The 13023-nt window shown below is 61.3% G+C and carries 9 protein-coding genes; 8 read left to right on the top strand and 1 reads right to left on the bottom strand.

The features are described 5' to 3' along the window. Window positions 1-135 precede the first annotated feature (135 nt). Window positions 136-1485 carry a peptide MFS transporter gene (locus JNL55_RS25600; RefSeq protein ID WP_293861053.1) on the top strand — a complete coding sequence of 450 codons (1350 nt, stop codon included), beginning with the start codon at window positions 136-138 and terminating at the stop codon, window positions 1483-1485. A 150-nt stretch (window positions 1486-1635) separates the two neighbouring features. Here the strand turns inward: JNL55_RS25600 and JNL55_RS25595 are convergent, their stop codons facing one another. Continuing rightward, window positions 1636-2781, bottom strand: coding sequence for a DEAD/DEAH box helicase (locus tag JNL55_RS25595; protein ID WP_293861050.1), 1146 nt, complete (start codon window positions 2779-2781; stop codon window positions 1636-1638). Between the two features lie 89 nt (window positions 2782-2870). Here JNL55_RS25595 and JNL55_RS25590 point away from each other — a divergent pair, with 89 nt between their 5' ends. From JNL55_RS25590 to JNL55_RS25560, 7 genes are all read left to right on the top strand, one after another. Next, window positions 2871-3449, top strand: a complete 579-nt coding sequence (locus JNL55_RS25590) for an RNA polymerase sigma factor (protein ID WP_293861047.1) — start codon at window positions 2871-2873, stop codon at window positions 3447-3449. Continuing rightward, on the top strand, window positions 3446-4453 hold the full coding sequence (locus JNL55_RS25585) for a FecR family protein (RefSeq protein WP_293861044.1): 1008 nt from the start codon (window positions 3446-3448) through the stop codon (window positions 4451-4453). Before JNL55_RS25590 ends, JNL55_RS25585 begins: the two co-directional genes overlap by 4 nt. A gap of 80 nt (window positions 4454-4533) precedes the next feature. Continuing rightward, window positions 4534-7512, top strand: a complete 2979-nt coding sequence (locus tag JNL55_RS25580) for a TonB-dependent receptor (protein WP_293861041.1) — start codon at window positions 4534-4536, stop codon at window positions 7510-7512. Window positions 7513-7704: 192 nt separating this feature from the next. Then, window positions 7705-8238 (top strand): RNA polymerase sigma factor, encoded by a 534-nt coding sequence (locus JNL55_RS25575; RefSeq protein ID WP_293861038.1) that lies wholly within the window; start codon window positions 7705-7707, stop codon window positions 8236-8238. Beyond that, on the top strand, window positions 8235-9311 hold the full coding sequence (locus JNL55_RS25570) for a FecR family protein (RefSeq protein ID WP_293861035.1): 1077 nt from the start codon (window positions 8235-8237) through the stop codon (window positions 9309-9311). The genes JNL55_RS25575 and JNL55_RS25570 overlap by 4 nt, the downstream gene beginning before the upstream one ends. A gap of 97 nt (window positions 9312-9408) precedes the next feature. Further along, window positions 9409-12042, top strand: coding sequence for a TonB-dependent siderophore receptor (locus JNL55_RS25565; protein ID WP_293861032.1), 2634 nt, complete (start codon window positions 9409-9411; stop codon window positions 12040-12042). An 11-nt stretch (window positions 12043-12053) separates the two neighbouring features. Further along, a partial coding sequence (locus JNL55_RS25560; RefSeq protein ID WP_293861028.1) for a ChaN family lipoprotein occupies window positions 12054-13023 on the top strand: 970 nt, incomplete at its 3' end.

The following is a 13023-nucleotide window of genomic DNA, read 5'->3' as shown; positions in this document are numbered from 1 at the left end:
AGACAGATACTCGGAGCGATCGAAGGCACTCATGCAAGGCACCGTGGTCAGTTGAATTCGGCGCACAGCGTATTCGGAACAAACAACGGCGGCAAGGTAGAGAACTCGGTTGACCAAACAAAAGAAGAGCGAATGATGGATACAAGTGTTAGCAATGCTCGGCGTGACCTGATCGCGCCGGCGTGGTTCGGTCATCCGCGCGGGTTGTTTGTTGTCGCTTTCACGGAGATGTGGGAGCGCTTCAGCTATTGGGGCATGGCGGGATTACTGGTGTTGTTTCTCACCGCGCCGACCAGCAGTGGAGGTTGGGGCTGGGATGGCGCGACCGCGCTGAAGCTGTATGGGTGGTATGCCGGGCTGGCCTTCGTTCTGCCGGTCGCTGGAGGTTGGCTCGCTAATAACTATTGGAGCGAGCGTCGCTGCATTCTCGTGGGCAGCATCGTCATCGCGCTCGGACATCTGCTGCTGGCAGGCGCCATTCTGATGGCCGCAGTTGGATTGGAGGTCGCGACGTTCCTCGCAGGCATGGCGCTGATCTTGATCGGCACGGGTCTGATGAAGCCCACCATTTCGTCCGTGGTGACGCATTTGTATCCGGAAGGCGGGGCGCGGCGCGACGAAGGCTTCAATGTGTTCTTTGTCGCGATCTACATCGGCGCGTTCTGGGGCGCCATTGTCGCGGGCTATCTTGGTGAGCGTGTGGGCTGGCACTACGGATTCGGTGCCGCCGCTGTCGGTATGGTGCTCGGCTTGTTGTGTTACTTGGCGAAACAGGATGCCTGGCTTGGCGATCTCGGCACAGTCGTGCCCGCACGCCAACAGCACAAGCGGCAAGCGTTCACTCAAATCGAGAAGGAACGGATGCGGGTCATTCTCGTGCAAGGCCTGTTCACCGTGCTGTACGCGGTCGGTTTCTATCAAATGTTCGGCATGCTGAACTTGTACGCACGTGACCACCTGGACCGAACCATTCTCGGGTTCGAGATACCCACGCCGTGGTTGCAGACCATCAATGTGCTCAGTTTCTTTGTCTGTGTGCCGCTGCTGGCTTGGCTGTGGCGAAAGCTACTGCGCGTCGATCGCAATCCCAGTGCGTCGTACAAACTCGCGCTGGGGATTGGCGCGCTCGCGGTCGGCTACTGCGTGCTGGTCGGTGGTGTGGCATTGAGCGGTGAGGAACGGCCGTCGGTCGTCTGGCTGATCGCGACTTATGTGTTCTTCGGGTTGGGCGATGCTCTGGTGTGGGCCAACCAGATTTCCCTGACCAGCAAGCTTGCGCCGGAGCGTTATCGGGCCACGCTGGTCGGCGGCTGGTACATCTGCATCGGCATCGGCACGTGGCTGACTGGCTACGTCGGCTCGTTGATGGAGTACCACTCTTTCCTGTCTATCTTCATCGGGCTTGCGGTGGGCTGCTTGGCCGCCGCCGTCGCGCTAGCCGCGCTGACACCGAGCCTACGTCGGCGCATGCATGGAGCCGAATAAGAGGTGCGCACCGAGTTGCACGCATGGCGCCGAATATAGAGGCAGGCGCGTACCGAGTTGCATGCATGACGCTGGACAGTGAGGTAGGTGCGCGTCGAGTTGCATGCACGGCGCGGAGTAGGCGTCGCTGTGCTCGGCAGCGCGTGCCGCTTAGCTTCTATCGCGTTCGAGGCTTTGCATGATGCCGTCGCGCATGCGCACGCGGTGCATCTTGATGCCCAGCTCTTCCTGATAGCGACGAGCCAGTCGCGCCTCGATCTCGGTCATCAACGTAACCGCCACGCCCTTCGCGCCGGCACGACCGGTGCGGCCCACCCGGTGCAGATAGGCCTGGCTCATGGTGGGCACGTCGAAGTTAAAGACGTGGGTGACGCCTCTAATATCCAGTCCGCGCGCCGCGATGTCCGAAGCGATCAGCACTTGAATGTCGCCCTTACGAAAGCCATCCATCGCCTGCTTGCGATCTTCTTTGTAGAGCGCCGCATTCAAGTCCGCGGCGCGGACTTTGTGGTGCGCCAGTTTGAGTGCGATCCGTTCGGCGAAATCATTGCGGTGGACGAACACGATGGCGCGTTCCGGGGCCAGCGCGTGGATGAGTTTGCGCAACTCGTCCGGCTTGTCGCGGTCATCGCAGACCAAATAGAAATGCTCGATGTTCTCGTTGACCGGCGCGGCGCCCGCCTGAAGCATTTGTAAGTCAGGGGCCCACTCCTTGGCCGTCTCCGTGCTCTGTCGCTCCAACGTTGCCGACGCAAATATCAACTGCCTGGTGCGCGGCGCGGCCTGAATGATGGCGCGAAGGGAGAGCAAGCTCTCTTCATTCAATAGCCGATCTGCCTCATCGACGACGATACTGCGAACGAACTGGCCTTTGAGTTTGCCCTTGGCAAGCAATTCCGCGATCCGACCCGGGGAGCCCACCACCACGTGCGGCTTCTTTTTCAGTTTCTCGATTTGCCGCTCGGTGGAGGTGCCGCCGATCAGCAGCAGCGAGCGCACCGGCCAACCCGAGTTCACCGCCAGCTCGCCGCATTGACGATGGATCTGGATCGCCAACTCGTGGGTCGGCGCCACGATCACCGCTTGAGTGGCGACCTGAGCCGTATCGATGCGACCGAAAATGGGCAGCAGGTAGGCCAGCGTCTTGCCGGTGCCGGTTTCGGCGTGCAAGTATGCATCGCGCCCAGCCGCCAAGACCGGCAGTGCCGCGCTCTGAATAGGGGTAGGGTCGCTGATCTGCTGCTTTTCCAGCGCGGTGATCAGCGCAGGCGCCAGCTGCAGCTCGGTGAAGGTCATGGGCTTATTGTACGTCGACAGTTCCGAGATAAGCTCGTCAAACGGTATTACCTCCAGGCCCTCACTGTGGGCCGGCGCCGTCCCTTGCCATGAAGCCGGAGTCGACCGACCAATCTGCCGACGAACCCGCGTCCCAGCGACAGCGGGCGGAAGCTATTTCCGAGCTGTTTCGGGAGCACAATCGCGCGCTGGTGCACTTCCTGCTGACCCGGCTGCCCAATGAGGCCGAGGCCCGAGAGGTAGCTCAGGAGGCCTATGTCCGCCTCCTGCAGCTCGACAAACCGATAGCCGCCAGCTTTCTGCGCTGGACCCTGTTCAAGATCGCGCATGGCATTGCCGTCGATCGGCATCGGCAGCGGACCGTGCGGGTTCGCTTGGATCGGCTGGACGCGGTCGACGAACTGGACGTATCGAGTCCCACCGAGAACAGCGTGATGGCCTCCGACGAGCTGGCGCAAGTGCTCGCGACGCTGCGTGAGCTGCCACGAAATTGCCAGCAGGCGTTCCTGCTCCACCGGTTTCGCGACCTGTCGACGGTCGAAGTGGCTCAGCAAATGGGTTTGACGGATCGCATGGTCCGCAAATACGTGCAACGCGCGCTGGTCTATTGCCGGCTGCGCCTGGATGGATGGTCCAAGGAGGACGCCATGCGACAGGTGATGTCATGAACGAGCTCGACGAATTAGGCAAGCGCGCCAACGAAGCGGCGGAGTGGTTCCTGCGGCTCAAGGACGACCAAGTCTCGGACCACGATCTGTCGCAATGGCTCGAATGGTGCGCGGTGCCGGAGAACTTGCGAGAGTTCCAACGCCTGCGGCAAACCTGGAGCGGCTTTGAGCAGGTTGGGCCGGCTGCCGCCGAAATGCTGGAAACGCTGCTGGATACGCCGCGGCCTGCTGGCGCGCCCGAGCGAGTCGCTGGGTTCGGCAAGGGTTGGGTGGCTGCGTCGGCTGTCGCTGCGATGGCGCTCGTCGCGGCCGGCTACATTTACTTTGTAAGAACAACGACGGTGCCGGCTGAAGCTCGCATGCTCGCGGGGCCGCCCACGATTCAATCCAGCATGCTGCCGGATGGCTCGACCCTGACGTTGGCGCCGAACACGCAGGTCGACGTCGACTTCGGCACCGGCCATCGCGATCTGGAATTGTCGAATGGCGAGGCCTATTTCAAGGTGCATCCGGACAAAACCAAGCCGTTCACGGTGAAGGCCTCCGGTGTCCGTGTGACCGCGGTAGGAACGGCATTCGACGTGCGGGCCCGAGCCGATCGTGTGGTCGTGACGGTGCAAGAGGGCATCGTCGAGGTAGCGCGAGAAGATGGAGCCGGCGACGACGCCGGCCGTTGGCGTGTGAATGCGGGTTATCAGATTTCATATAACGTCAGTACGCGCGCGGCTCGGATAGCGTCCGTGGATGCGGGGCGTGCGCTCAGTTGGCGCGAAGGACGCTTGGAATACTTCTCCGAACCGTTGGAGGCTGTAGCTGCCGACGTCAGTCGCTACTCATCGAGGCCCATTGAGATCAGTGACTCGCGCATCGCGCGGCTCACGTTTACAGGAACGGTGTTCACCGGTTCCATCGATGATTGGCTGGCAGCGGTGCAAGAAACATTTCCGGTGCGAGTGGTGGTCGGCGACGATCAGCGCATCGTGTTGGTCTCGACTGAGCGTTGAGGCAGTTCCGACCCATGGCACTCGTTCGGTTTATCTCCCACAACAGCGCGAGTTCATCGCGATACTAAGGGGAGAGATCGGTGCATCGAATCAGTTCATATTCTTTGCTGGCTGCCTGCGTGGTCGCCGCGCCATTGCATGCGGCGGATCTGGATCGGGAAGTCGCCTTCAGCATTCCGGCGCAACCATTGGATCAAGCGCTGGTGCAATTCTCACATCAGGCGGACGTGCAGATCGTCACTGCTGGCGCGCAAACACAGAATCTTCGAACACGCGGCGCTAGCGGCACGCTGAGCATTTCCAAAGCACTCGCATCGTTATTGCGAGATTCCGGGTTGTCGTTCAAGCCCATCGGCAATAGCGCGATCTCGGTCGGTCGCTTCGATAGCGCAGACTCGCCCCCACCGAATCAGACGAAGGCCGTGTCGACTGCGGCAAGTTACACGCGTTTAGCTCAAGCACCCGTTGCATCGTCCGCGTCGGTGGCCAACGCGACGACTCGACCTGACGCGGGTGTGGAAGAAGTCATCGTCACTGGCTCGAACATCGTGTCGTCGCTGGACGCGCAGAAGCGCGGTGCGCCGGTGCAAGTCATTACCGACGCTGAGATCGACAAAACCGGCGCCAACACGCTGGCCGATGTGCTCGCGAGCAACCCTTCGGTCACCGGAGGCATGCAGGCGGAGCAGGGCTCGGGCGGCCGCGGCTTTGTGAACATGCGAGGTCTCGGTACTCAATACACATTGGTGTTGGTGAATGGCCGCCGCCTGTCGGCAAACGATCCCGCTAACATCCTGGCGATTCCGGCCGATGCAGTCGCGCGCGTCGAGGTGCTCAAGTCCGGCGCTTCGGCGGTGTATGGTTCCGATGCCGTCGCTGGTGTGGTCAACGTCATTCTCAAGTCTTCCTCGGACGGCATACATGCGAGTGCCACCTATGGCGGGGCAACGCAGGGCGGCGGCGAGGTCGTCGACGTTAATTTATTCGGCGGCTTCGAGAACGACGACTCCAGATTCTTCTTTCTCGCAAACTACATGACGCGCGAGGAAATCACCGTCGGGCAACGTGACATTACTGCCAGCAGCGACATGCGACGGTTGGGCGGCTTCGACGCGCGCAATTCCATCGGCAGCCCAGGGCGTATCGTCGGCGTTACCGGTTCGCCGGCACTCATTGCCGATCCGACCCTGGTGCCGCGAGGCACGTACTCGCTCGATCCGACCGACTATCGACCGTATGTTGCGGCCACCGACTTGTTCGATATCAACGCGGTGTCCAATCCGAGTCTGATTCCGAATCCACGGCGCACGACGCTGCTCGGTAACTTCGAACATGACTTCTTCGACGGTGCAGCAACGTTCTTCGCCAGCGGCTTGTACTTTGAAATGCACGAAAACATGTGGCGTGCGCCTCTGGGTCTCTCGTTCAGTTCCATTGGTGCGATCCCGGCCACCAATCCCTACAATCCGTTCGGACAGGCGTTGAGCAATGTCAGCTATCGACCGCTCGAACTCGGCCGGCAGCTGGATGAAAACACCGCCACCACGCGACGGCTGAGCGCCGGTGTACGCACCGAGCTGGGAACTTGGCAACTGGAGTCGGCGGTGAGCTGGTATCGGAGCAACATCGGCCGGCAGTCGCATGACTACTTCGTGGCGTCTCGGCTGCGTGACGCTGTCAATCGCACCGGGCCGACGGCGTTCAATCCGTTCTGCAATGCCTGCAATACCCCCGAGCAATATGCCGGCGTGCTCGGCATCCGGACCTTCGATATCGGCTTCGATTCGGACATGCTCGATGTGCGTGCCAGCGGTGGCTTGTTCGATCTGCCCACCGGCACTGTGTATGCCGCCATCGGTGGCGAGTACCGTCGCGAGCAGGTGGACGTGCAGCGTGATCCGCTGTGGCAAGTCGGTGGTTGGGCCGGCATCTCGGCAACGCTGCCGTACGATCTGTCGCGCGATATTTACTCGGTGTTCGCTGAGTTGCGCGTACCGCTGCTCGCACCGGCTGAGGGCAGCGATGTGAGTCCGTTGGAGTTGTCGCTGGCCGGCCGCCACGAGGATTACAGTGACTTCGGCACCACGGCCACACCGATGGCGACATTGCGTTACTCGACGCTGCAGGATCAGCTGACGTTGCGTGCTTCGTATGCCGAAGCGTTCCTCGCGCCTTATCTCGAGTACTCCAACGACAACTATCGAGTCAGTTCGGACCGCGTGCTGGTCGATCCGTTGACCGGAGGTCCCATCGAGGCGCTGGTGCATTCGACCGGCACGTCGAAGGTCAAGCCGGAGACGTCTAAGACCGTGAACGTGGGTGCGGTGTTCACGCCCGATGCGGTTTCTGGCTTGATGGTGTCGTTAGACTACTTCCGCATTCAACAAGAGGATTTCGTGCCCGGCACGACCGATCCGCAGCGGGTGTTGAATGGCACCGCCAACGGCATCGTGACTCGCGGTGTCGACATCGGTCCGGCGGGGCAGGACGTGATCGTCGAAACGTTCTATTACAACGCCGGCCGCCGTCGTAGCTCGGGCTATGAATTGAGTGTGCACTACGCGTTGCCGTCGTTCGCCATCGGTCGTTTCAACGTCGATGTGGCGCTGACTCGCATGGCGTCGTTCGAAGTCGAGAACGCCAGCGGCCAGCTGGTCGACATCGCCGGCAGTTACGATCCGTCCGCCGGTACGTTCTTCTCTACCGGCGCACTGCCCAAGACGCGCGGACTGTTGGGGCTGAGTTGGGAGCTCGGTGCTTGGTCGGCGTCTTCGCAATACAGCTTCATGTCCGGATATAACGACCTGTCGACCGGTGGCACGCGGATCGATCGTGAGATTCCGTTCTACGCCACGGCCGACTTCCAAGTGAGCTATGCCTTCGGCCAGGACGGCCAACCCACGCCTTGGCTGCCGACGCGAGCGATGAAAGTGACGCTCGGCGTGGAGAATGCCTTCGACCGCGACGTGCCGTTCCTGGTGGTTCGCAACGGCTACAACAGCTTCGAGAACGACATTCGCGGCCGCTTCGTCTACGGCCGAGTCAGCCTCGACTTTTGACCGACTGCGCCTGCGAGGGAGTCGCGGGCGCAAGCTCCCAATCACTAAAACGCAGCACCCCGAAAAACGTTCAGTAGTTTTATTTTTCGGAGCCTTGCCACCCAACTAGAGGACGTTCAAGCTGCTTAGCTTGGACGTTCCGCTCGGACGCGACATTCATCGGTCAAAGGATCAATCGAGTAGTTCCGGCGGATGACTTCACAGCCCTTGGCCACGCAAAACGACGACAGCAGCGAGTTGCCGGCGCAATTGCGTCCGGCGCTGATCCAGTTCTTTTTGCGCCGCTGTGGCAACGTGGCCGAAGCCGAGGATCTGGCTCAGGACGTGCTGGTGCGGACCATGCTCCAGACCACCGGCAAGTCGCCCGAGGATGCCAAGGGCTACATCTTTCGGGCCGCCGTCAATCGCTGGCACGATCGCCAACGGCGCGTCATGTCGCGCGGCCAAGCTGTGGAGTGGAACGATGCTGCTGCCTACACGGCTCGTGAGGACGGCACCCCAGAACGTTTGATCGGCGGTCAGCAGGAACTGCATAGAGTGCTGGCCGCGGTCCAGGAATTGAATGAACGGACCCGCGATATTCTGTTGCTGATCCGCATGGAGCATTTCAAGTTGTCGGAAGTGGCTGAGATGTATGGAATCTCGGTGAGCGCGGTCAACAAGCACCTGGCGAAAGCCGTGGCGCATATCGACCGTCGGCTGGGTCGCGGGCGGGTGCCGGAATGAGCGATAACAATCGCACCGGCCAGCAACCGCCGGATCGCGCCGACGAGGCGGCGGAAGCCTTCGTCGGTTGCTTGCAGGAGCAACGCGCCGGGCACGAGCAGGCATCGTTGGAGCGATCCTTGGCTGAAGATCCGGCGCTGGCCGAAGCCTTCGGCAGCGTTGCGGACACGTGGCAGTCGCTGGGAGACCATGCCAAGTCACCGGAATTCATGGCGCTGCGCGAACAGGCATTGGCGCGCGCCCGGCTAGCGAACAGCCGCAGGTGGAGCCGACCTATCGCTGCGGGTTTTCGGGGCTGGCGCGGTGTGGCGGCTGCTGTCGTACTACTCGCCGTGCTGGTCTCAGTGCAGCTCTCGCCGTTGGGCTATTGGCCGGGGCAGTATCGCACCGGCATCGGCGAACAGCGCACGGTGGAGCTGGACGATCATTCGCAGATCACGCTCGATGCGGTCACGCGGCTGCGAGTGAGCTATACCGATCAGGCGCGTATCGTCTATCTCGGCGAAGGGCAGGCGCAGTTCTCGGTGGCTCGCGATCCACTGCGACCGTTTCGTGTGGTGGCAGGCGATCGCACCATCATCGCGTTGGGAACCGTGTTCACTGTGGAAGTGGTAGATCGCCAGGTGCGTGTGGCGATGCTGGAAGGCAAGGTGGCTGTGTTGCCGACGGAGGCCGCTAAAGCAATGCCCGCCAGAGCGCCATCGACTGTCACTGAAGCAGAGCACGCGCACAGCAATCTGGTTGAACTCACAACCGGCGAAGCCCTGTATGTGAAGCAAGACGGCAGCGCTACCTTGGTACCGCACGCCGATCTCGATGCCGCCACCGCATGGCGCCAGGGCCGGATCGTTTTCAACAAGACGCCGCTCGCCGAGGCGGTGCTGCGCCTGAATCGTTATTCCAGGTGGCAGCTGCGCATCGATAGCGAGACGCTCGAGACGATGAAAATCAGCGGCGTGTTCACTGCTGGCGATACTGCTGCTTTCGCCGAGGCCGTGCAGCTGTCATTGCCCATCGTCGCCGACCATTCGGCGGCGGATACCATCAGTTTGCGAGCTCGGTCGAAGCAATGAAATTTCGCGAGCGCTGCAAACACCGGTGAATGTTTTTCCCTGTGCTGCGTTTTGTAGGTACAGATCAACAGCGCGGCACAGCGCTAGGGGAGAAACAGTGAAGAATGCCAGCGGAGCGCCGTCATTGCGGCGATCTATTCAGTCGCTCGCGCCATTGGCCTTGCCGTTGTTCCTGACTGCGTGGGCCAACGCCGGCGCGGCGGGCGCTCAGGAAGCCACTCAATCGCAACCCGCCGTGCTGCGCTCCGGGCTCGCCGACAAAAGCGCCGATGACGAGCGCTGTGCGTTGGATGTACCCCGACAGGATTTGAATGCGTCCTTGCAGGCGCTGGCGCTGGTCTCGCAGCGCCGCTTGTTATACCGCGCCGAACTGGTCGACGGCTTGGTGGGGCCGGCGTTGAAAGGCGAGTTCACCGTTCCTCAAGCGCTGACCGCGTTGTTGCAGGGAACCGGGTTGCAGTTCGAGGTCACGCCCTCGAATGTCGTGGTGATTCGCTCGCCCGAGGATGATCGACCGACCACCAGAGCGCCGAACGACTATAGCTTCAGGCTTGCCAGCGCGGCGGAACCGACCAGCAAGCTCACCGCCAATGAGCAGACCGTGGAAGAAGTCGTGGTCACTTCACAGGTGATCTTCGCGCAGAACGATGCGTTCGGCGCCACCAAGATGGGACTGGCGGTGAAGGACACGCCGCAGACGGTGACTGTGGTCACCGGCGACATGATCGAGTTCGCCAGCATCCGTTCGTTCAACGATCTCTACAAGATCGACGCGTCCGGCGGCACCTCGCACGATCTCAGTAACTTTCCCTCCAATTACTATCGCGGTTTCATCCAACGCGGCAACAACGCCGTGCGCATCGACGGCTTTCGTATGGCTGGCAACGTCGATCTGGACATGAGCCTGTTCGACCGCGTCGAGGTCATCAAGGGTGCGACTTCGACGTTGTATGGTCAGAACTCCATCGGCGGTTCGCTCAACGCGGTTTCGAAGATGCCGCAGGATCGTTTCGGCGCGCAGTTTGCTCTGCAGGGCGGAGATTTCGAGCAGCGACGGGTCGAAGCCGACGTGACCGGGCCAGTGGGTACGAATGATACGTGGACGTATCGCGTGCTCGGTGCCTACGACGATGCCGATTCGTACATCGACTACGCGCGTGACCAGGTACAGATGTTGTCGCCGTCGATCCGCTATCAGCCGAACGAGTCCACGCATTTCACACTGCGCGCTATCTATCAAGACACCGACATGCTGATCGGCATGTCGCCGCCGCTGCAATTGGCCGGTCAGGGCACGGGCACCATCTTGCAGCGTGTGCTCGCCGAGGGCTTGCAGGTTCCCGATGTGCCGCGGTCGCGCTTCTTCGGTGTGCCGTGGAGCGATTCGGAAATCGAAGCACGCTTCGTGCAGTTTCAGGCCGAGCACAAGTTCGCCAATCGATGGACGTTGCGGGCGCATGCCCAGTACAACGAAGTCGGTTACCTGAGTTACACGGCGAATCTGGGCGGTCCGCTCGACGAAAGCGGCCGGACCAGTTCTCAGTATCTGTATGCACGCGACCAGGATCGCGATGTACGCGCTGTCGAGGTGAACCTGTTCGGCGACATCGAGCTGTTCGGGCGCGACCACAAGCTGTTCTTCGGTGCCGACTACAACGAGATTCGTTCCGAGCAGCGCTCGGGGTTCGAGTTCCTGCCGGGTGGGTTCGCCAACTCGCTGTTCAATGCATTTACCCCGAACTACTCGGCGATTCCCGCGTATCGCAGTCTCAGCGACTATTCGTTCTACGAGGACGTTGGCTACCAGATCGACCTGGCCGGCGTAACGGCACAGTTGATCCTCAATCCCATCGAGCGTCTGCATGTGTTGCTGGGCGGCCGCTATTCGCAGGATCAGCTGCGTTATCAGAATCGCACTGGCTCGACGTTCGCTGAAATCGGCGCTACGCCGTTCCGGACTTTCGCCGAAGGAGAGTTCAAGGAAGTCGTGTTCCAGGGCGGCGTGACCTATGCGCTGACCGACGCCATCAATCTGTACGCGAGCTATGGACAGACCTTCGAGCCGACCACCTCGCGCATCTTCGTGCCGGGCGATCCGGACGGCGAGCTGATCGATCCGGAGGAAGGCACCAACTACGAAATCGGTCTGAAGGCCGATCTATCCAGCGATCTGTCGTTCAGCGTGGCCGCTTTCCAGATGGAACGTAGCAACATCGCGCAGCAGGACGTGGCCAATCCGCAGTACTCGATTCCGTTGGGCACTCAGCGCAGTCGCGGTGTGGAATTGAACGCGCAAGGACGCTTGTTGCCGGAGCTGAGCGTGTTTGTGTCGCTGGCGTATCTGGATGCGGAGTTCTCCGATGGCGAGTTCAAGGGACTGAGCCCGGCCAATGCACCGCGCATCGGCGCCTCGCTGTTCGGTAGCTATGAGTTGCTGGACGGCGCGTTGCAAGGCTTGGGCTTCGGTCTCGGCGTGGTCTACAAGGGCGATCGCGAGACATTCGATACCACCTGGACGCGGGCTGCTCGCCGACCCGTCGAGTTCGATTTCGGCGATTTCATCGAGGTCGACGCGCGCGTGTTCTATCGGCACGGTCGTTGGATGTACACGCTTTCGGGGACCAATCTGTTCGACGAGCGCTACCTGTCACCGACGTTTGCCGAGTTGGACTACGGTACCAATATCAATCCGCCGCGCGCGATCCGCTTCGCCGTGAGATACAAACTGTGACGTGCGCGAAGATGAAACGTCATCTGGCAGCCGCGATGCTGGCGGTGTGTTCGGGATTCGCATCGCTCGGCGCGCTGGCGGCCGACGGCTACGCAGCCGGCAGATTCGGCAGCTATCCGCTGCCGGAACTGAAGCGGCTTGCCACCGAGCAGGTACGCACGCTCGGTGAGTCGCCGGCGGACTATGTGGTCGGCAAGTTCAAGGATCACGACATCGTGCTGCTTGGAGAGTCTCCGCATCAAGTGCGGCAGAATCTCGAATTCCTGCAGTCATTGCTGCCCAAGCTGCATGCGGCTGGCGTGACCAACCTCGGCTATGAAATGTTGCGCTCGGAGGTGCAGCCTCAGGTCGATCGGCTACTCAACGCGGCCCGCTTCGATGAACAACTCGCGAACTATCTGATCCTGGACTGGGATGCGCATTTTGGCGGCTATCAGGAGTATCGCGATGTGCTGCGCATCGCGTGGCAGATCAATAGCAAGCTGCCGAAGGGCGCGCCGCGCTTTCGGGTCGTCGGTCTCGACCATTGGTATATGCCGCTCGACTGGTCGGGGGTGCGCGCCGGCGAGAAGGGCTCGGACGCGAATGTCATCAAACGCAACTACGGCGTGCGCGATCGAGACATGCGCTGGGCGCAGACCATCGACGATGAGATTCTCAGCAAGGGCGGTAAGGCTCTGGTGTTCGGCGGCGCCGGCCATACCAGCACGCGTTTCAATTGGGATCGCGGCTTCGGAACGCATCATCGCACTGCCGGCAATCTGATCCATGCCTATATCGGCGAGCGCAGCTTCCGAATTGCCTTGCACGGTTCCGAAGGCATCCAGGAAAGCAACCTGCTCGAAGCGCTGGTGGAGGGCGAGCTCGCCGCCGGCAAGAGTTTCGGGTTCGATCTGCGTGCCGGCACACCGCTTGGCGATCTGCCCAGCACCAAGGCCGGATACTTGGGCCGAAGTCGGTCGGGAACGCCGTCCAGGACCG

It is taken from the genome of Steroidobacter sp. (genome assembly GCF_016790065.1).
Taxonomy (GTDB): domain Bacteria; phylum Pseudomonadota; class Gammaproteobacteria; order Steroidobacterales; family Steroidobacteraceae; genus Steroidobacter.
Note: the sequence above shows the minus strand (reverse complement) of the source record. Positions and strands in the feature narration are given on the sequence as shown.